Source organism: Pseudomonas sp. NCCP-436 (genome assembly GCF_019656335.1).
In the GTDB taxonomy this organism is placed as follows: domain Bacteria; phylum Pseudomonadota; class Gammaproteobacteria; order Pseudomonadales; family Pseudomonadaceae; genus Aquipseudomonas.
Genome location: NZ_BPLZ01000001.1, coordinates 175533 through 195964, shown reverse-complemented (window position 1 = coordinate 195964; position 20432 = coordinate 175533). Strand labels below are relative to the sequence as shown.

15 protein-coding genes and 2 CRISPR repeat arrays are annotated in these 20432 nt (G+C 62.2%); of the genes, 6 read left to right on the top strand and 9 right to left on the bottom strand.

The genetic code is table 11. The features are described 5' to 3' along the window. Positions 1–31 precede the first annotated feature (31 nt). Positions 32–899: direct repeats of the CRISPR family, unit length 28 nt; unit sequence CTTCACTGCCGCACAGGCAGCTCAGAAA. 11 nt (positions 900–910) lie between these two features. Then, positions 911–1789: an alpha/beta fold hydrolase gene (locus NCCP436_RS00935; protein ID WP_220801916.1), complete on the bottom strand. Its 879-nt coding sequence runs from the start codon at positions 1787–1789 to the stop codon at positions 911–913. Between the two features lie 39 nt (positions 1790–1828). Next, positions 1829–2806 carry a GTP-binding protein gene (locus NCCP436_RS00930; protein ID WP_220802124.1) on the bottom strand — a complete coding sequence of 326 codons (978 nt, stop codon included), beginning with the start codon at positions 2804–2806 and terminating at the stop codon, positions 1829–1831. 95 nt (positions 2807–2901) lie between these two features. Here NCCP436_RS00930 and NCCP436_RS00925 point away from each other — a divergent pair, with 95 nt between their 5' ends. Next, positions 2902–3252, top strand: coding sequence for an NADH:ubiquinone oxidoreductase (locus tag NCCP436_RS00925; RefSeq protein WP_220801915.1), 351 nt, complete (start codon positions 2902–2904; stop codon positions 3250–3252). 12 nt (positions 3253–3264) lie between these two features. Here NCCP436_RS00925 and NCCP436_RS00920 read toward each other — a convergent pair whose 3' ends face one another. Both NCCP436_RS00920 and zigA read right to left on the bottom strand, forming a co-directional pair. Continuing rightward, a complete protein-coding gene (locus NCCP436_RS00920; RefSeq protein WP_220801914.1) occupies positions 3265–3909 on the bottom strand; it encodes a DUF1826 domain-containing protein in 645 nt (214 codons plus the stop codon). After that, on the bottom strand, positions 3909–5114 hold the full coding sequence (gene zigA / locus NCCP436_RS00915) for a zinc metallochaperone GTPase ZigA (RefSeq protein ID WP_220801913.1): 1206 nt from the start codon (positions 5112–5114) through the stop codon (positions 3909–3911). The genes NCCP436_RS00920 and zigA overlap by 1 nt, the downstream gene beginning before the upstream one ends. A gap of 93 nt (positions 5115–5207) precedes the next feature. On the opposite strand from zigA, the gene folE2 reads away from it, so the two are divergent. Then, on the top strand, positions 5208–6098 hold the full coding sequence (gene folE2, locus NCCP436_RS00910; RefSeq protein ID WP_220801912.1) for a GTP cyclohydrolase FolE2: 891 nt from the start codon (positions 5208–5210) through the stop codon (positions 6096–6098). A gap of 4 nt (positions 6099–6102) precedes the next feature. On the opposite strand, the gene NCCP436_RS00905 is transcribed toward folE2, so the two are convergent. Continuing rightward, positions 6103–8019 carry a DUF2207 domain-containing protein gene (locus NCCP436_RS00905; RefSeq protein WP_220801911.1) on the bottom strand — a complete coding sequence of 639 codons (1917 nt, stop codon included), beginning with the start codon at positions 8017–8019 and terminating at the stop codon, positions 6103–6105. A 2-nt stretch (positions 8020–8021) separates the two neighbouring features. Then, positions 8022–8555, bottom strand: a complete 534-nt coding sequence (locus NCCP436_RS00900) for a LemA family protein (protein WP_259651424.1) — start codon at positions 8553–8555, stop codon at positions 8022–8024. A gap of 124 nt (positions 8556–8679) precedes the next feature. On the opposite strand from NCCP436_RS00900, the gene NCCP436_RS00895 reads away from it, so the two are divergent. The 3 genes from NCCP436_RS00895 (at position 8680) to NCCP436_RS00885 (ending at position 12430) form a co-directional block, all read left to right on the top strand. Next, a complete protein-coding gene (locus NCCP436_RS00895) occupies positions 8680–10599 on the top strand; it encodes a DUF294 nucleotidyltransferase-like domain-containing protein (protein ID WP_220801909.1) in 1920 nt (639 codons plus the stop codon). Continuing rightward, the gene (locus NCCP436_RS00890) at positions 10596–11303 is read left to right on the top strand and encodes a 3'-5' exonuclease (RefSeq protein ID WP_220801908.1); all 708 of its coding nucleotides are present in this window, start codon (positions 10596–10598) and stop codon (positions 11301–11303) included. The genes NCCP436_RS00895 and NCCP436_RS00890 overlap by 4 nt, the downstream gene beginning before the upstream one ends. Positions 11304–11416: 113 nt before the next feature. After that, on the top strand, positions 11417–12430 hold the full coding sequence (locus NCCP436_RS00885; protein WP_220801907.1) for a MerR family transcriptional regulator: 1014 nt from the start codon (positions 11417–11419) through the stop codon (positions 12428–12430). A 74-nt stretch (positions 12431–12504) separates the two neighbouring features. Here the strand turns inward: NCCP436_RS00885 and NCCP436_RS00880 are convergent, their stop codons facing one another. The 3 genes from NCCP436_RS00880 to NCCP436_RS00870 form a co-directional block, all read right to left on the bottom strand. Next, positions 12505–14658 (bottom strand): catalase, encoded by a 2154-nt coding sequence (locus NCCP436_RS00880; protein ID WP_220801906.1) that lies wholly within the window; start codon positions 14656–14658, stop codon positions 12505–12507. A 579-nt stretch (positions 14659–15237) separates the two neighbouring features. Further along, positions 15238–16346: a CRISPR direct-repeat array (repeat unit 28 nt; unit sequence GTTCACTGCCGCGTAGGCAGCTCAGAAA). An 81-nt stretch (positions 16347–16427) separates the two neighbouring features. Next, complete coding sequence (locus NCCP436_RS00875; RefSeq protein WP_220801905.1) at positions 16428–17579, bottom strand: HlyD family secretion protein; 1152 nt, start codon at positions 17577–17579, stop codon at positions 16428–16430. Beyond that, a complete protein-coding gene (locus NCCP436_RS00870) occupies positions 17576–19141 on the bottom strand; it encodes an MFS transporter (protein ID WP_220801904.1) in 1566 nt (521 codons plus the stop codon). Before NCCP436_RS00870 ends, NCCP436_RS00875 begins: the two co-directional genes overlap by 4 nt. Before the next feature lie 379 nt (positions 19142–19520). On the opposite strand from NCCP436_RS00870, the gene NCCP436_RS00865 reads away from it, so the two are divergent. Beyond that, positions 19521–20429: a LysR substrate-binding domain-containing protein gene (locus NCCP436_RS00865; RefSeq protein WP_220801903.1), complete on the top strand. Its 909-nt coding sequence runs from the start codon at positions 19521–19523 to the stop codon at positions 20427–20429. Positions 20430–20432: the final 3 nt, after the last annotated feature.

Here is a 20432-nt window from a genome sequence, read left to right as displayed (position 1 = left end):
ACTGCGCAGGCCTGGAGGGTGTTAAGCTCTTCTTCACTGCCGCACAGGCAGCTCAGAAACCCAAATTGGTATGGAATCCCATACCGACTATCTTCACTGCCGCACAGGCAGCTCAGAAACTGAGATCGACCGCCTCAATATCCAGTTTGAACTTCACTGCCGCACAGGCAGCTCAGAAATGGAGGAAGCGCAGCGCCAGGTGAAAGGCGGGCTTCACTGCCGCACAGGCAGCTCAGAAAAACCAATACCGTTGAGCCATCGATTGATGGAACTTCACTGCCGCACAGGCAGCTCAGAAAGTGCGTCTATGCCGGCCTCTTCCTCGATCATCCTTCACTGCCGCACAGGCAGCTCAGAAAATCGCCAGAGCCAGATAGACCGGCCACGGCGCCTTCACTGCCGCACAGGCAGCTCAGAAAATTACCCTTTTACTCCAGGTTGATGCCGCGGACTTCACTGCCGCACAGGCAGCTCAGAAATTGCCGGTGTTGAACGCCTTCGAGACGGCGGTCTTCACTGCCGCACAGGCAGCTCAGAAAAAGTCGATCAGGCTGCCAGCGCGAACCGGCTCCTTCACTGCCGCACAGGCAGCTCAGAAACGCGACACGCCTGAACGTATACAGCCGCCTCGCTTCACTGCCGCACAGGCAGCTCAGAAATAATCGAGCTGGGCGGTTAATCGTGGCAGATTCTTCACTGCCGCACAGGCAGCTCAGAAATGGACGCCCGTCTTGCTGAGCTTAAGGCTTTACTTCACTGCCGCACAGGCAGCTCAGAAAACGCCGCTCGCGGACGAGCCGCTGACCAATTGCTTCACTGCCGCACAGGCAGCTCAGAAAATCGTGGTCGCCCGCGAAGCGGCCCGGCGAAACTTCACTGCCGCACAGGCAGCTCAGAAAAACCAGCAGCGCTAGCTGCGCTGCAGTAGGAAGTTGCTGACTCGCTCTGCCGTATCCGCTGGCCATTCCTGCATAAAGCAATGTCCGCCCGGTACTATCTGGGTGCGGATATGCGGATTGCCGGCGCACCAGCGGGCTACCGAACGAGCGACGAAGGGGTAGGTATGCGTGCCATGGATCACTTCGGTTCGAGTCGTGACCCGCGCCAGCGACGGCCACAGGCGACGCGGGAAGGAACCAAATATCTCGGCCTCGCGGCTGGGCCGGCACTTGAGTTCGACACCGTCCGGCACATCGCGCAGGGCGTGCTCGATATAGGCGTCGAAAGCGGTCTCGTCCCAACCCCGGAACATACCCCGGCCATGTAGCGCGGCATGGGCAGCGGCCCGATCCGGCCAATGCCGGCGACGTTTGCGCGCCCGCTTTGCCAGTCCGCTGCGCTGCGCCAGACCGACCACGTCGGACAAGGCCATGACACCGATCATCGCCGGGCTGAACAGCACCGGGTCGAGCAGCACGGCTCGTTCGAACAGTTCGTGCCTGCGCGCCAGAATCAGGCTGGTGAGCACCCCGCCAAAGCTGTGGCCAAGGGCAAAGCGAGGCACTTCACCGAAGGGTTGGCGCAACGCATCGAACGCCTCCACAGCCAGCTCGGCACTGCGGTTCCAGCCGTGGAAGCGGCCACCATGGTCGCTGTCCCCATGCCCCTGCACATCACTCAGCCAGAGGTCGAAATCCTCGGCCAGCAGCGCCAGCATGGGCGTGTAGACCCGTCCACAGTAGCCGTTGCCGTGCAGGAAGTGCAGCAGCGGTCGGCCAGAGGGCGGGGTATGCCAGCCGCGCAGGGTAAATCCGGCTGAGGTGGCGAAGGACCAGGGCAGCAGTTGCATGGAAGGAAGATCCGCAGCGTCAGGAGCGCGGCGAGTGTATCAGGGCTCCGGCTCGATCCGGCAGGCGCAGAACCCGGCAGTCAGCAAGGAAACCTCCTGCGCGCTGGCAAAGATCAGCTCCAGCCGCGAGTCCCGGCGCCAGGCGCTGTCTTGCCACTGCAGAGAACAGCCGGCCAGTGCATTGGCCGAGCGCCAGCCTGCGGTACCATGCAACACTGCCTTGGCCCGACTCCAGCTCAAACCCTGCAGCCACTGACTGACCTTGCCAAGATCGAAGCTCTGACTCGGGTGCCAGCGCCAGCCAATACTCCAACCCTCGGCCTGCGCCTGCACCTGACAGATCGGCTCGCTCGGCGTGCGCCAGAGCCGCGCGAGCGGTGGCGCGGCATCCGGTAAAACGCTGCGTGCTGCCACAGGCCCACCACCTGGCAGCACAGGCTGCGGCAACGTTGCCAGATCGAGCCGCCCCTGCTCGCTCCAGAGCAGCGGCAAATCCGGCAAGCCGGCAGCAATCCGCCGGCGCGCGACTTCGTCCAACCCCTCACTTTTGTTCAGCAATACGAGCCCGGCCTGCTCCAGCGCCTGTCGCTGCACGGCCGGCAATGGCTGGCCCGCGGCCAGCGCAGCGGCATCCAGCACCATCACTGGCGGCTGCACAGCCAACACGCCCAGCCATGGCGATTGACGCAACTGTTCCAGCAACTGCTGCGGATGGCCCAGGCCAGAAGGCTCGATCAACAACCGCTGTGGCCGGGCGCGGCGCAACAGGCGGGCGAGCGCAACCTGGAACGGCAGACCGTTGACGCAGCACAGACAGCCGCCAGCCACTTCGGCCAGGGCGATATCGTCGTCGCCCTGCTCCAGCAAAGCGGCGTCCAGACCAACCGAGCCGAATTCGTTGATCAGAACCGCCCAGCGCTGCTGCGCGGGCTTCTGTGCCAGCAGATGACGGATCAGGCTGGTCTTGCCGGCTCCCAGCGGGCCAGCGATGAGATGCGTGGGAATTTGGCTGAGCATGAAACCTATGGTCGATGTTTTGCGCTGCAACTGCCAGCACAGACGTGATTCTGACTGCATGCTAGAGTCACCGGCGGTTTTCCGGAGTCATACCGATGCGCGTCTATCTTCTGCTGTTCAGCCTGTTACCAGGCCTGGCCCTGGGCGAAGCCTGCGTGGTGCACAGCCAGGCCGAGCGCCTGGATGTGAAGCTCTGTCAGGAGAACCGCAGCATCCCTGCTTCGCTGTTTCTCGACGGTTTCTGCCAGCCGCAGCTGCAGGGCCAGACGGTGGAAGTGGAGTTTCTTGAACAGTGCCCGCCCGGAGCCTACGGCATCTGCCGCAACGCTCAGGGCGGCGGCGAGCTGTACCGACAGGATATCCACTACTACGGTGTGGCCAGCGATGCCCTGTTTCTGGCACCGGCCTGCGCCAGTCAGTACCGGGGCCAGTGGGTCACGCCCTGAACCGACAGCCTTTCAGGCCAGCCAGTCCAACGTCAGCAACAGACGCCGCTGTCCGGCCGGGGGTTGTGGCGAGCGGTGAATCAACCCGCGCCCCTCATTGCCCTGCCACTTTTCGCCCTTGGCCAGCGCCACATCGCCGGCCTGCAGACGCCGAATCAGCCGCTCGTCCGGCTCGTCGAGAGCGGCCTGACCAGGCCACTGGCGCGGCATAGCGGCGGCCTCCAGCCATTCGCTGCCGGCTCCGGCGTAACTAGTGATCAGCCGCAGTGGCACCTGATCCACGTGGAAGCGTGGGCACATAGCCTTGTCCAGGGCCCGCAGACGCAAGCCTACAGTGCGGGCGTCAAGCAGACAGGCAAAGATGCGCACCAGCCAGGCCACGTCGGCAAGGAAGGCGTTCTGTCCCGGCAGATCAGCATACTGCTCCAGCAGTCCGGTCAGATTAGGCTCACTATCCTCTCGCGGCAGCTCCAGGGTCATGGATTGCGCCAGGGGTTCACCCTGGGCCAGAAGCGCCGAGGCGAAATCAGCAATGTGCAGCGGCAGGCTACGCTGCCAGACGGCCAGATTGACACCATCGCGCAGCACCTCGCCAAGCACCGGGAGATCCGTACCCAACACCTGCCGGGTCAGCTGCGGCAGTTGCAGCGCGAACATCAGGCGACCTCCTGCTGCCAGTTACCGAAGGGGTCGTGAAGTTTCTTCCAGCCTTCCGGGCCTTCCATCATCTCGGCCGCACTCAGCAAGCAGGCATCCAACTCTTGCCGCAGGCGGTCGAAATCGATGTTCTGGCCGATGAATACCAGCTCCTGGCGACAATCGCCTACGTCGATATCCCAATGTTTCATGATTGCCTGCAATCCCTCTTCGTCCTGCGGCCATTGTTCGCGCGGTACAAAGCGCCACCAGCGCCCGGCCACCCCATAGCGCATCAGGCCGCCAGCCTGCGACCAGCTACCGGCCTCACGGTATTTGCTGGCCAGCCAGAAGAAACCTTTGGAACGCAGCAAGCGGCCGTTCTGCCAAGGCCGAGCAAGGAAGTCGTGGAAACGTTGCGGATGAAAGGGCCGGCGTGCGCGATAGGCACTTGAAGCGATGCCATATTCCTCGGTTTCCGGCACATGCTCGCCACGCAGCTCCTTGAGCCAGCCGGGTGCCTGTGCGGCACGCTCGAAGTCGAAGCGGCCGGTATCAAGGATGCTCGCCAAATCAACCCGGCCCATGCTCATTCCCTGCACATCGGCCTGAGGATTGAGCCGACGCAGCACGGCAATCAGCTCCTCACGCTCGGCCTGGCTGATCAGATCGATCTTGCTCACCAGAATTACATCGGCGAACTCCACCTGCTCGATCAACAGGTCCGTGATCGAGCGCTCGTCTTCCTCGCCCAGCGTCTCCCCCCGGCTGGCCAGACTGTCGGCAGCATGAAAGTCGCGCAGGAAGTTCACCCCGTCGACCACCGTGACCATGGTGTCGAGCCGCGCCAAATCCGACAGGCTTCGTCCCTGCTCGTCACGGAAGGTGAACGTCTCGGCCACCGGCAATGGCTCGCTGATACCGGTGGACTCGATCAGCAGGTAGTCGAAGCGACCTTCCCGGGCCAGGCGACTGACCTCCTCCAGCAAATCCTCGCGCAGGGTGCAGCAGATGCAGCCATTGCTCATTTCCACCAGGCGTTCCTCGGCGCGATTGAGGCTGACACCGCGTTGCACTTCGCTGGCGTCAATATTGATCTCGCTCATGTCGTTAACGATGACCGCTACACGACGGCCCTCGCGGTTCTTCAGTACGTGGTTGAGCAGGGTGCTCTTGCCGGCACCGAGAAAGCCGGATAGCACGGTTACGGGTAGACGCTGGGTCATGGGAGATTCCTCAAGAAGGCAAGTCGGTATTAGACGGCAATTTTTATTTGTTATAACATAACATATCAATTGCAAGTTACCGTGGATCGGGAAATGAACGACCTGTCGCTGCCGGATATCGCGTCCCAGACTTCGCAGCATGTTCACCCACTGGAATGGGTTGGCATGACCGGTATTACGCTGCCTGTGAGGTTGGCTGGAGAGGCCGTGACTGCCTACGCCGACATCGGCGTAAACCTTGATGACAGCCACGCTCGCGGCATTCACATGTCACGGCTTTATCTGGCAGTACAGCGCCTGGTGCACCAGGAGGTGGAAGTGAACGCTCTGCGTCAGGTGCTGGAGGACTGTCTGGCCAGCCACCGCGGGCTTTCATCTCGTACAACGCTGAGCCTGCGCGGCGAGGTTCCCCTGCAGCGAGCGGCACTGATCAGCCCTTTAAGCGGCTGGAAGTCCTACCCGTTTGAAATTCGTGCCCGGCTCGACGAAGCCGGCCTGCAAGTGGAGCTGCAGTTGGAGATCAGCTATTCCTCCACCTGCCCCTGCTCGGCCGCGCTGGCACGTCAACTGATCCAGCAGCGCTTCCTCGAAGACTTCCCCTGCCATCAGGCAGAGTCCCTCGAAGTGCTCGACTGGCTGGGCTCATCGCAAGGCATAGTCGCCACACCGCACAGCCAGCGCAGCACCGCCACCCTGCAGTTGCGTCTTGCTGCTGACGTTCATGCAATACCGCTGCTGGACTTGATCGATCAGGCCGAGCAAGCGCTGGGGACACCGGTGCAGACAGCCGTCAAGCGCGCCGATGAGCAGGCTTTCGCCCTGGCCAATGGCCAGAACCTGATGTTCTGCGAAGATGCCGCGCGGCGCCTGCATAAGGCCCTGGCTCACTTTCCCCGGGTTAGCGCTTTTCACCTGCAGGTTGTGCATGCTGAAAGCCTGCACGCTCACGATGCCACCGCGCAGAGCCATTGGAACTGGTACTGAGTCGCTACCAGCCGCCACCGCCGCCACCGCCGCCACCTCCACCGGAGGAGCCACCGCCAGACAGTCCACCACCGGACGAGCTGCTTGATGGCGGCGTCGAGGCCAGCGCTGTGGCACTGCCAAGGCCGGCAGTCAAGGCGCTGCTCAGTGCCTGCGGAGAACTGTAGCGCTCGTGGCCACGGTACCAGGCCGGCTGGTAGTCGCGCTGCTGCGGGTCGATCAACCCGCTGGCCAGCGCCGCAGCGAAACGGGCGCTCCACTTGTCCTCCACTCCCAGCGCCATGGCGTAGGGCAGGTGCCGCTCATACAGGGCGATACTCATGGCCGGCGCCTTATCCGCCAGTGCCAGAACATCGCGCTCGGCCAGTTGCAGGTAGTTGTAATACCCCTCAAGCGCGTCGAGCAGGCGCCGTCCCTGCACTGTCGGAGCCGGCATCAGATAGTAGAACAGCACCACCACTGCCCCGTGCAGCATCAGCAAGATCAGCATCGGCAATGCCAGCGACTGGCCCAGAAGCAGCACTCCCAGCAGTGCCGGAGCGGTCAGCAGCAGCGCCAACCCACCACGCCGTATGCGGCGCCACAGCCCGACTTCGTGGCGGAGCTGGCCCAGCAGCAGAAGTGCAGGCAGACCAAAGCCGAAAATGAGCGCCAGCCCGGCTACCCATTCCATCTCCTCATCACCATGGCTGTCGAGCAGCAACATCGCCGTACAGCCGGCCACAGCCAGCAGCAGGCCAAGACTCCAGAGCCCACGATTGTTGCTGAACCAGACCATCCCCTGCACTTTCAGCCGGCTTGCCAGTTCACCCAGTGCCGCCGCCAGGCGGGGCTCATACCGCCGATCCAGATGCAGCGAGCCACTGCCCCCGCTCTGGCCGAACAGGTGCCTGCACAATTCACGATCCAGCTCGTCCGACAGCTGGCCTGCCGACCTGCGCCGCGACAGTAGAAAGCCGCCCTTAGATTTGTCCTCCAGCGCCAATTGCCTGCGGATGGCCATGTCTGTCAGCCACACACTGAATGCTCGCGACGGCGCAAAGCCACCACGCAGCCCCCGATGCCAGAGGTAGCCGGCCTGCAACGGTGTCATTCCTTCCGGCCCTTGGAACAACGGGATGATCAGCCCCTTCTGCGGATCGCGGCCGACCAGCCGCCAGGCCAGCAGATAGAACGCCAACACCCCCAGCAAAGCCAGCGCCCCCAGCACCAGCCCTAGGTTGTCGTGTAGCAACCAGACAGCCTCCTGCCTCACATCCGGGCGCGGCACCAACCCCGCCGGCCAACCCACTGCGACGGTCAGTCCATGATGGGCGGGCAACGTTCCGGTCGTTGCCAGGCGCAGGTAATCGTTGCCCTGCTCCAGCAACTCGAAATCCTCGCCCTGCTCGCCCTCTGCACCGGTATAGGCGGCCCAGTCGGTGATTCGGCCTCCTTGCGGCAGGCGTACTTCTACCATCGCGCGGCGAATGGGAAACACCCAGCCATTACCGGTAACGTTCCAGTACAGCTCGTCGGAGTCCGGGTGATGCAACAATGCACGCTCCACCCGATAGCGCAGCACGTAGGTATGCCGGCCCGGCTCCAGCAACACCTCGGGCGTACCGATGTAGAAGCGCTGCCAGGCACCGTTATGCTCGCTGCGCACTGGCTCCTCGCTGCCGTTGCGAGTTATCTCCAGCAGGCTCAGCGGACTGCTTTGCGTCAGGCCGCTCGGCAACTGGTAGCGCACCGGCAGATCACGGTAAATGCCGCGCCGGATCTCCTGCCCGGCAGCGCGCACGCGAATACGCTCGGTCACCAGCAGGCTGCCGTCCTCCTCAATCTGCAGGCGCACGCTGAAGTCCTCGATCCGCTCCTGCGCCAGGGCTGCCAGCGGCAGCAGCCAGCACAGCAGCAACACCCGCAAGCAGAGCGTCATGTTCAGAACTCCATCTGTGGCGACTGTATGTCGCGCGGATCATCCAGGCTGAAATACTCGGCCGGGGCAAAAGAGCACAGCCGCGCCACCAGGTTGCTCGGCACCGATTCGACCAGCACGTTCAGCTCACGCACGGCGCCGTTGTAGTAACGCCGGGCCATCTGAATCTGGTTTTCCACCTCGCTGATGCTGCCTTGCAGTTCGCGGAACTGACTGTCGACCTTGAGATCCGGATAGTCCTCGACCAGCGCGAACAGTTGCCGAAGCTGGCTGCTCAGCTGCGCCTCCACCGGCGCGCGCTGGCCCAGAGGGGAGTCCGCCAGCTGCACGGCGTGCATGCGCTCCTGCACCAGCGCCTGCAAGGCGTCGTGCTCATAGGTCATGTACTGTCGGGCACACTCCACCAGGGCCGGAATCAGGCTGGAGCGTCGCTTGAGCTGGACATCGATACCGCTCCAGGCTTCCGCGACGCGATGGCGATTGAACACCAGCCGGTTGTAGTAAAAGACCACTAGCGCGCCCAGCGCCAGCAACATGCCTGCTCCCCACCAAAGCCCGCTCGCCTGCATCGACTCTTTCCCTCCGGCCAATCGTCTGCTGCTTTGCACCGCCGTGACGGCAGCCCGTATCCTGTAGTGCCTGCCACTCTGCGAGGCCCGCATGCAGATCGAGCTGATCGAAATCCGCGACCACCTCAGCCGCTTCGCCCCCTTCGACAATCTGCCGGAGCAGACCCTCGACGAGCTTGCCTGTCAGATTCAGGTCGGCTATTTCAAGGCTGGTAGCGAAATCCTAGCAGTCGGTGCACCAATCCACGACCTGCACTACGTGCGCAGCGGTGCCGTGGAGATCCACCGGCGCGGTGGCGAGCTGCACAACCGTCTCAGTGAGGGCGACATCTTCGGTCAGGCCGGCCTGCTGCGCGGCAACCGGGTACGCCTCGGCGCCACTGCGCTGGAAGACAGCCTGATCTATTTCATTCCCGCCACACTGTTTCAGCAGTTGTGCGAACAGTTCGACAGCTTTGCCGACTTCGTCGAGGCCGAGGGGCAGTCGCGGCTGAAGTCCGCACTGGAAGACAGCCACGGCCAGGCCAGCGAACTGATGAAGATCCGTGTACGCAAGCTGATCGGCCGAGAGCCGGTCAGCGTACCGCTGCATGCGCCGATCCAGCAGGTGGCCCAGGTGATGACCGAGCACGGCGTGTCTTCGGTAATCGTGGTGGATCCGCAGCGGCAATGGCCCAACCCCGCCCAGGTACAGGTAGCCGAACCACAGCGCGAGGTGATGGCCGGCATTCTTACCGATCGCGACCTGCGCACCCGGGTACTGGCCGAAGGTCTGCCGCTGGATACGCCAGTCAGCCAGGTAATGACCCCCAATCCCATCACCCTGCAGGCCGACGACTCGGTATTCGAGGCCATGCTGTGCATGCTGCGCCACAACATCCACCACCTGCCGATTCTGCAGCGTCGCCGGCCGGTAGGAGTGATCGCCCTGGCCGACATCGTCCGCTACGAATCACGCAGCAGCCTGTATCTGGTCAACGGCATCTTCAACCAACAGTCAGTGGACGGCCTCAAAAGCCTGCTGCCGGATCTGCGTGCCACCTTCGTACGGATGGTTGCCGACGACGCCAGTGCACATATGATCGGCCGTGCCATGAGCGGCATCGGTCGCGCCTTCAGCCAGCGTCTGCTGCAACTGGCCGAACAGAAGCTCGGCCCGCCGCCGGTGCCCTACTGCTTTATGGTCGCCGGCTCCATGGCCCGCGACGAGCAGCTGCTGCTCACCGATCAGGACAATGCCCTGGTGCTCGACGACCGCTTCAACCCTGACGAGCATGATGCCTACTTCGCCGAGCTGGCACAGTTCGTCAGCGACGGCCTGGCCGCCTGCGGCTATGCCTATTGCAAGGGCGGCATCATGGCCAGCAACCCGCGCTGGCGGCAGCCGCTGAAGATCTGGCGCCAATACTTCAGCAACTGGATCGAGCGTCCCAACCCGGAGACCCTGCTCAACGCCAGCATCTTCTTCGATCTCGATGGTCTCCATGGCGACACTGCACTGGTGGAAAACCTCAAGACGCTGCTGGCGCAAAAGGCCAGTGCCAGTCCTGCCTTCCTTGCCGCGCTGGCGCGTAACGCCCTCAACCGCAGGCCGCCGCTGGGCTTCTTCCGCACCTTCGTGATGGAAGTCGACGGCCGACACCGCAACATCATCAACCTCAAGGGCCGTGGCACCGCACCGCTGACCGACCTGATCCGCGTGCACGCCCTGGCCAGCGGCTCCACCGCGCAAAACTCGCTGGATCGTCTCGACGCCATTGCGGCCACCCGGCTGCTGCCTGGCGAAGCACTGCAACACCTGCGCTACGCCTTCGAATTCCTCAGCCTGGTGCGTGCACGGCATCAGGCCCGCGACGTGGAGGCCGGCAACCCGCCCGACAATTACATCGAGCCGGAAAAATTCAGCGCCAGCGAACGCCAACATCTCAAGGAAGCCTTTCAGGTGGTGAGCAACGCACAGAAGTTCCTGCGCTTCCGCTACCCGGCCCAACCGACAGGGCGCGGGCAATGAACACAGCCACCACCCCAGAGTGGCCGCAGCTCTTCCGGCAACGTGCCGAAGCCAGCCGCGACCCGCGCCTGCAGGCCTACTACGCCGCCGGCTGCGCCAGTGCCGACACACCGCTGGAGCAGTTGCCACTGGTCGCCCTGGACGTGGAAACCACCGGCCTTGATCCGCAACGGCACGCCATCGTCAGCCTCGGTCTAGTACCCCTGAGCCTGCAGAGAATCCGCTGCGCCGAGGCCCGCTACTGGGTGGTCAAACCGACCAGTGAGCTGAGCGCCGAATCGATCACTTTCCACCACATCACCCACAGCGATATCCGCCATGCGCCACGCCTGGCCAATGTACTGGACGAACTGCTGCAGGCGCTGGCCGGCAGGGTGGTGGTCGCACACTATGGTCGCATCGAACGCAGCTTTCTCGACCGGGCCGTGCAGCAGTATCTGGGCGAAGGACTGATCTTCCCGATCATCGACACCATGGAACTGGAAGCCCGCCTGCATCCCAAGCGCCGCCTCGGCTGGTGGGATCGCCTACGCGGCCGTCAGCCCGTCTCCATCCGTCTGGCCGACAGCCGCTTGCGCTACGGCCTGCCGCTGTACAGCGCCCACCACGCCTTGACCGACGCCCTGGCCTGCGCCGAACTGCTACAGGCGCAGGTGGCGACCCACTACCCGGCAACCACTCCGGCTGGGGCGCTCTGGAGCTGAGCGGACTACCGTCTCTACCCTGTAAAGACGCCGCGACACAGGACTTTTATGCTTGACCCTCACGCTGCGTCAGGGTCCAGCATGGCTGGTGTCGAAGGAAAAGGAGCAAAGCGATGTTGCTGAAAGTAGGCGAACTGGCCAGACGGACAGGGCTTACGGTGCGCACCCTGCACCACTACGACCAGATCGGTCTGCTTCGCCCCTCGACCCGTACCGAGGCTGGATACCGGCTCTATAACCGTGACGACATTGCACGTCTGCATCAGATCCAGGCGTTGCGCGGACTGGGAATGCCGCTGGCAGCCATCGGTACGGCACTGGAACGTCCAGGACAGGCTCTGCTGCCCACCCTTGACCGGCAGATCGAAGCCATTGAGGCAAATCTGCGACAGCAGATCCGGCTGCGCAAACGCCTAATGCTGCTGAGAGCGCAGCTTGCGGCAGGAGAAGAACCCGCACTGGACGACTGGCTTACGACCTTGGAGCTGATGTCTATGTACGAACAATATTTCACTCAGGACGAACTTTCGCGGCTACCCTTTCCCCAGGCCAGCCGCGAATGGCTGGCCCTGGCAAACGAAGCGACGGCGCTGCATGCGCAAAATCCAGATCCAGCCAGTGAGGCGGCGCAGAATCTCGCTCATCGCTGGATGACCACTCTTGAGCGCGACACCGCGCAGAACCCCGCATGGCTGCTGAAGATTAGCCAGATGCATGAGAACGAGCCGGAGTTCCAGGCCCACCTGGGCCTGGCGCCCGAAGTGGTAGCCTTCCTGCTGCAGGCCTTCGGCGAAAGCAAGCTGAGCCTGCTGGTGCGCTATCTTTGCGCCGAGGAAATGGCCTTTACCCGGCCCCGCTATCTCGAACAGATGGCTCTCTGGCCACACCTGCTGGTGGAGCTGAACGAAGCCATCGAGCAAAACACCAGCCCGATCAGTGAACAAGGCCAGGCGCTGGCCGGACGCTGGCTGGCCATGTTCAACACCTATGCCGGGCCCGACCCCCAGACCCGGCAGAAGATCCGCCAGGCGCTGGCTGAAGAACCGCGCCTGGCGCAAGGCACCTGGCTATCGGCAAAAGTGCTGGGCTTTCTGACGATGGCAGTACAGGCGGCACAACCCGCCTAGGTTGCAGGAACAGCGCAAGGCTTACCGAACCGGAGCAGTCCTGGCACCGGCCCGGTTCGGTTTGACCTCCCGGATCAGACGCGAGGCGGATCCGTTTCCCGCTCCGGATGGCGGTGAGCCTCAAGTGCACTGACAAACTGCCGCAACGCCTTGTCATCGGCCTTGCTGACCAGAAGCAGACCCTTGTCCGGGTTATCGAGAGGGATGCCAGCCGCCTGGAGCACCTCCCGAGCCTCGCCAATCACCAGCAGCGGCTTGCAGTGACGGAACTGCTCCTTGACAAACTCCAGAGCCTGTCCGTCGTCACTCAGTGACTTGACCGCCTCGCTCCCCGGTGCAATCACCAGGGCATCGAACAGCGGCCCCGGGCTGTTGGCAAAGCTGGCGTCCAGATCCAGCTCGCCCCCCTTGGCCTGGATCAGGCCCACATGCGGGCCGACCAAACGCACGACGGCGCCCTTATCCATCAGCGGCTGGGCAATGGCCTGCACCTCCGCAGCATCCGTGCCGGCGGCGCACATGATCGCCACCTTGCGAGTGCGGATACCCACTTCACCAGGGTGGGCCAGCAGCGACAGGTGTTCGGAACGCTGCACCTCAGGCTGGTAACCTTGCTTGCTGGCCAGCGGCAACGGCTCGGGCAGTTCGCGCATGCCCAGATGGTCTGCCACCTTTTGCGCCAGCGTTTCATCCACGTTGCGCAGCAGGGCCACGGCACGATGCCGGATGGCCGGCACCGTGAGCTTGGACAGCTCGAAGCCAAAGGCGTCGGCGATATGCTTCTGCTCATGCGGCGCCTGGCTGGCATAGAACATCCGGGCCTGGTTGTAGTGCTCGGCGAACTTCTCCGGCTTGCCGCGCAGCTCGTCCGCCGCCACCTGCTCGGGGAAGGAGACAAAACCGGCACCGCCGGCCTGGAATGGACAGCCTCCGGCCAGAGAGTTTGGCTCATAGGCAACCCGGCCGCGGTGCACAGCCTGCCGGTGCATGCCATCACGCTGATTGTTGTGCACTGGTGCGACCGGCGCGTTGATCGGTATCTCGTGAAAATTCGGCCCGCCAAGCCGCGACAGCTGCGTATCGACATAAGAGTGGATACGCCCGGCCAACAGCGGGTCGTTGGTGAAGTCGATGCCCGGCACAATGTGCGCCGTACAGAACGCCACCTGCTCGGTCTCGGCGAAGAAATTGTCCGGGTTGCGGTTCAGTACCATGCGCCCCAGCGGGGTCACGGGCACCAGCTCCTCGGGAATCAGCTTGGTGGCGTCGAGCACGTCGAAGCTGAACTGCTCGGCCTGCTCCTCGCTGAACACCTGCACGCCCAATTCCCACTCCGGGTACTCGCCGGCCTCGATCGCTTCCCACAGGTCACGCCGGTGGTAGTCCGGATCGGCTCCAGAAATCTTCACCGCCTCATCCCAGACCAGCGAGTGGGTGCCCTGCTTCGGCGTCCAGTGGAATTTCACTAGGCTGGCCTTTCCCTCACGGTTGATAAAACGGAAGGTGTGCACGGCAAAACCCTTCATCATCCGGTAGCTACGCGGGATGCCGTGATCCGACATCACCCACATCAGCATATGCGCCGTTTCGGGCATCAGGGTGACGAAATCCCAGAAGGTGTCGTGTGCCGAAGCGGCCTGCGGCATGCCGTGATGCGGCTCGGCCTTTACCGCATGCACCAGATCCGGAAACTTCATTGCATCCTGAATGAAGAACACCGGGATGTTGTTGCCGACCAGATCCCAGTTGCCTTCCTCGGTATAGAACTTAACGGCAAAGCCGCGCGCGTCACGGGCGGTATCCTTGGAACCACGCTCGCCAGCCACGGTGGAGAAACGCACAAAAACGGGCGTGCGCTTGCCCTTTTCCGACAACAGCGCGGCAGCGGTAAGCGCGGAATGATCGGCATAACTCTCAAAGTAGCCATGGGCCGCCGAACCCCGAGCATGCACGATACGCTCGGGAATGCGCTCATGGTCGAAATGAGTGAGCTTCTCGCGCAGTACGAAATCCTTGAGCAGCGCAGGGCCACGCAGGCCGGCCTTGAGCGAGTGCTGGTTGTCCGATACCGGCACACCCTGGTTGGTGGTCAGTCGGCGGCCACTGGCATCACAGCGATGACCGTCGAGCGAGCCAGCGGCCTGACAGACTCCTGGGGCGACGGGCTTGCCACTCTTGCCGGTATCATTGCCTTCACTCAGCGAACTGGCCGAAGCCAGCTCCGACATATCCCCGGTCGTCTCACCGACAGGAGGAGTAGCGGCCTGCTCGCCATATTCGTCAGCCTTGTTGCCATTGCAAGGACGCGCACCGGCCGTATCTCCAACATCCCGGGCTTGCTGCAGGGCTGGGTGAGCCTTCGTATTCCTCGGCGGCAGCGCGGGGGCGCTGTCAGAGTTCAGATACGCTGTATCCACAGCGGCCTGAGGTGCGTTAGGTGCGTTCTTGTTCTTCTTACCGGCCATCTCGTCTATCTCCGTTAGTCTTAAACGCGAGTCGCGTAGACCCGGAGATAGCTGCCCAAAGTCCCGACTGGCGACGAACGGGCACCCACCTTCCACACTGGCCATAACACTGCACCAGCTGTGACCCAGGCCCGGCTCAAACCCGCCATCACGTTCTGCTGCAATGGCGTTACCAGCAGCGCCAAACAACACCGATAGTACCGCCCGTATCACCACCCTTTTTTGAAAGCCTGTTTCAGCCCCTTTGAAATCAATAACCTGGAGCGCAGCCAGAAAAAGGGTTTTACCTGCCAAACAGGCAAAAACCCGGTATTCAAAAGGTCTGTAACGGATTAGGCTCTTGTTCACTGCCGCGTAGGCAGCTCAGAAATTGTGCGGGACCAGCGGCCCGAACAGCCAAAAGTTCACTGCCGCGTAGGCAGCTCAGAAACTGGTCGAGCCTCGGGGAAGGCCCGCCAGAGGGTTCACTGCCGCGTAGGCAGCTCAGAAAAATGCCGCCAACGGCCCGGAGATTCCCGAGGTGTTCACTGCCGCGTAGGCAGCTCAGAAAGTCTGCGCATCGATGCTCAGCTCATGCGTCAGGTTCACTGCCGCGTAGGCAGCTCAGAAAAGCACGGGCGCCGGAAGCACCATCACGCAAAAGTTCACTGCCGCGTAGGCAGCTCAGAAATCAGCGTCGAGGATGTACAGGGTCACGACTGAGTTCACTGCCGCGTAGGCAGCTCAGAAATGCGCGAGTCGGGGATTCTGCCGGCTGGCCGCGTTCACTGCCGCGTAGGCAGCTCAGAAATTGCCCGCCAGCGCCTGGGCGCGCTCGATCTCGTTCACTGCCGCGTAGGCAGCTCAGAAAGCTGGGCGTAATGTCACATGGTCGGGAGAATTGTTCACTGCCGCGTAGGCAGCTCAGAAATCTAAAACCAGCTTGGCCTGCCGTGTGGTTTCGTTCACTGCCGCGTAGGCAGCTCAGAAACCATGCTTCAATCACATCCTCCGGCTCACGGAGTTCACTGCCGCGTAGGCAGCTCAGAAAATGCGATTTGATGACGTGCGCGACGGCTATCTCGTTCACTGCCGCGTAGGCAGCTCAGAAATCCTCGAATCAACGCCCGAGGCCACCATTCTTGTTCACTGCCGCGTAGGCAGCTCAGAAAGCCTGGCCGACATCAGCGACGAGGGCGTGGCAGTTCACTGCCGCGTAGGCAGCTCAGAAATGGTGGCGACGGATGCCGATGCATGGGTTGCTGTTCACTGCCGCGTAGGCAGCTCAGAAAATGCCCACCACGGCGGTGGCGACGGTGCGAATGTTCACTGCCGCGTAGGCAGCTCAGAAAGGAGGCAACCGCCGCAACCCTGGCCGCCGCGAGTTCACTGCCGCGTAGGCAGCTCAGAAACCAGCGTGCCCGAGGTGCAGGTCATGCTCAACGTTCACTGCCGCGTAGGCAGCTGATTAACAAAGCCCTGCACGGACTCGGGTCTATACACCGGTGACCATGCAGCGCTCTTCGGAATGCCTGCGCTACAGCGAAGAATGCTTAGCCTTTATCGCACTGGAATGTGCCCAGCAGCAGGTTCGACAGTACTCCGCCCTGTGAGCGACCATCCTCGCCTGATCCCAGGGCAATGACCGGGACTACCGACATACCTACGCCCAGGCGTTCAAGGCCGGACTGGTCCGGGTCGAACAGAATGCGCACGGGAAAACGTCGCACGATCTTGGTGAAGTTTCCGGAAGCATTATCCGGCGGAATAACGGCAAACTCGGAACCGCTGGCGCCAGATATGCTTTCGACATAACCGCAGAACACCTGTCCGGGGAAGGCATCAACTTCGATCTGAACCCGGTCGCCGCTGCGCATTCTCGCCAGTTGGGTTTCACGCAGGTTGGCCTCCACCCACAGATCCCGAGTTGGGGATATGGCCATCAACCGGCTACCCACCGATACATATTCGCCGAGGCGGACATTGCGTGCGGAAACCCGTCCTTCCCGAGGAGCCTTGATCTCGGTCTGATCGAGATCGATCTGGGCACGCTGCAGGCTGGCCCTGGCCACCTTCAACTGGGCAGCTATGACGTCCTGCTGGGCACTGAGCACCTTGAGCTGTTGACGCGCATATTCGGCCTGCGAGCGCGCCTGAGCCAGGCTTGCCCGGGCTCGGATAAAGGCGGTCTCCGTCTGATCGAACAACTGGCGGCTGACCGCTCCCTTCACAACCAGTGCCTTGGCTCGCAAGTACTCGGCTTCCTGTTGTCTGAAGCTGGCCTGCGCCGCTTCGACTTCTGCATCGGCCACGCGAACCTGCGCGCCCTGCAAACGCTGCTGTTCCTGCAGCTCGGCCAGAGCGGCATTCTGCTGTTCGACGCTGGCTTTGGCAGCCAGCACTGCAACCTGATAGTCCGCCGGATCAATGCGCACCAGAGTCTCACCCGGCGTGACATATCTGTTGTCTTCGGTTTCCAGTGCAATCACGTAGCCGCCAACCTTCGACGAGATAAAAGTCAGATCACCCTTGATGTAGGCGTTGTCCGTGACTTCAAAATCCACACGCTGGTGCCACTGCGCGTAGATGAAAGCTACCGCCACCAGGCAGGCGTTGGCGGTAATGGCGGCAATCAACACCCGCCGGGCGCTGGCCCAACTGAAGGAACGAGAGGTTTTCCTGGTTTCTTCCGGGGATGTATTCATCGATGTGGCTCGTTGCCTGACTGTTGCGGAGACGGGGCTGCGGCAATGGCCTCGGGCAGGCCCGGCAGCGCCCAGACGAATATCGCGCCGATCAGCATGACCAGCGCCGTTAGCAGAAAGGCATCACCGTATGCCAGGGTGTAGGCCTGCTGATTGGCTTCAAGATAGAGTGCGCCAAGAGCCGCGCCCTGGGCGGCGGCGCTGTCGGTTGTGAAAGGCGCCAGTGACATGGCCTGTTGCGACAGCTGCCGGATCACGGTCGGATCCGTGACGGCCAGGCTTTCAGCAATGCGTGCGTAGTGATATTTCTCGCGCTCGGTCACCAGGTGCCACAGACCGCCCAAGCCTCCCAGCAACGCGTACAGACGAGCCAGATTGAATATGATGCCGCAGCTCGGCCCTTCCTCCTTGCCCACCCCAAAGACCGCGTAGCGCAGCAGCGCAACGGAGATGAGAGCCTGTCCCACCCCGACAAGTATGATCGGCAGGCGCAACTGATCGGTTGACCAGTCCGCTGACAATTCACCGCATAACGCAGCGGCCAGAGCGAAGAGACACAGCCCTGCCGAAAGCACCAGCCGCGAGTCGAACCGTTTCACCAGCCAGTAGGCCAGGGGAAAGCCTGCAAGCACCGCTGGCACCATGACCAGCAGCAGATCACCAATATCCCCGGCCTTGAAACCTTGCATGCGCATCAGGTACTGCGGTGCTATCCATACGCTGAGCAATGTGCCGAAACGGAATATCAGCGAGAGGATGATGGCCCAGGTAAAGGTCGGCTTCTTGAAAATTCTCAGTACCAGCAGTGGTCGTTCAGCCTTCCACAATGAGTGGGCGCCATAGGCCAGACCGACCAGACTGCCGAGCAGCAGGCCGGGTATCCACCAGGTCTCCAGCCAGAAGCGCCGCTCGCCTTCTGCCATGACCACCATCAGGCCACCGAGGCCCGCCGTCAGAAAAAAGTAGCTGAGCCAGTCCTTGGTGCGCAGGTAGTCCAGATTGCCAAGCTCGCCAGGCAAGGCTCTGCAAGCCAGCAGGGTGTAGACGACTCCGACAACGACCTGAACCCAGAACAGCCAGCGCCAGCTCAGCTCGCTCACCAGATATCCGCCGATTGACGCAGCAACACCGGTGCCGATTGAGGTGGCCAAGGCAAATAGTGTCATGCCTTCAAGCTGACCTTTCCCGGGGAAAAGGCTGGTCATGACCATCAGCATCATCAGGACGGGCAGCATGCCGCTGAAGAAACCATGCAGAAAACGTGCGACCAGTGCCCACTCGTATGAGGGCGACAGCGCAACAGCGACAGATCCGAGGACGTAGCAGAGCCCGGCAATTGCCATGGCCCGGCCTCTGCCCAGTGATGCCGCCATGGTCATGACAATCGGCAAACCACAGATCGCACCGACGTTGAACAGGGTGTTGAACCAGGAAATCTGGTCCGCGCTTACCGAAAGACCACCCGCAATATCGCCGATAGTCAGGATGGTCATGACGGAAAACGTGGTGCCGGCCACAGCCCCGAGGCTTGAAATGGCGATGGCATAGGTCGTGGGATTCATCTGGCTCTTGTTTGTGGCTGGACTGTTTGGGCGCCGAGACAACCAGGTAAAAAGCCACGGCTTGCCCGGAAAGGCAGCGGAAGAATTGCCCTGCCTGGAAACGCCGAGCTAGTTGGCAGCCGGGTAGATGTGCAGAAGCATTACCTCTGGATGCACGTCGCTGCCGATCAAGAACACCTGCCTGTACATCGCTTTGCTGCTCGGAATAAACGCGGACGCCTCTAACGGCTATGAAAAGGGGACACGCGGGTCCCCGGGCCGACACTGGCGTACTGCCGGCTTGGCTTCATTCTTGACGAGTGACAGGGATTCAAAAAGATGGCAAAAACATAAGCGTGATTACAATTTTGTTATCACCTGTGCAAGTTTTGGGAACATCATGAAGCTCAATCAATTGCGTGATCTGATGGCCATCGTGGAGCGTGGCAGCCTGCGTGCAGCCGCCCGGCATCTGAACCTGCCTCAGCCATCACTGACGCGCAGTTTGCAGGCGCTGGAAAAGGATCTGGGGGCTCCGCTGTTCGAGCGGGAATCCAAGGGCATGGTGCTGACTCCCATTGGCCAGCTGTTCCACCAGCGCGCCAGCGCAGTACTCAATGAGCTGCAGCGAGCCCGCGAAGAGGTCGAACAGATACGCGGCAAGATGCACGGCACGCTGTCCATTGGGCTTTCCTTCGCACTTCTGGCTGGCCTGCTGCCTCAGGTTCTGTCGCCGTTTCGACTACGCTTCCCGGATGTAAAGATCAATGTCATCGAAGGGGCGTTTCCGGCAGTGGAGGCAGCCCTGAGAGATCGCAGCGTCGACTTCTACGCAGGGCCCGCCCCCATGCAGCCGCCCGGGCAGGGCTTCAATTACGAGCCTCTGTTCCACAATTCGCGCACGGTTGTGTGTCGGCGCAGCCATCCATGCGCGCACGCCCGGTCATTGCGCGACCTGAATGATCAGGAGTGGGCCGTCACCTCGCTCGACTACAACGCGACGGAAGACCTTGAGCGCCTGTTCCTGCGCCACGGGCTGGCCAAGCCGCGAGTGATGATGCAAAGCCTCTCGGTGTTCTCGGTCATGCTCACTGTGGCCAGCAGCGACCTGCTGGCGATACTGCCTATGCAGTGGAGCACTACCTTGATAGCCTCTGATGCGCTGACGGCCATTGAGGTCGAGGAGAACCTCGACGCACCCGATATCGTGCTGATCAGCCGCTCCGATCTGCCACTGACTCCGGCCGCAGAATATTTCTGCGACCTGCTGCGGCGAAGCATTCCACGCGACCGCGCAATCTCCGGGTGAGCA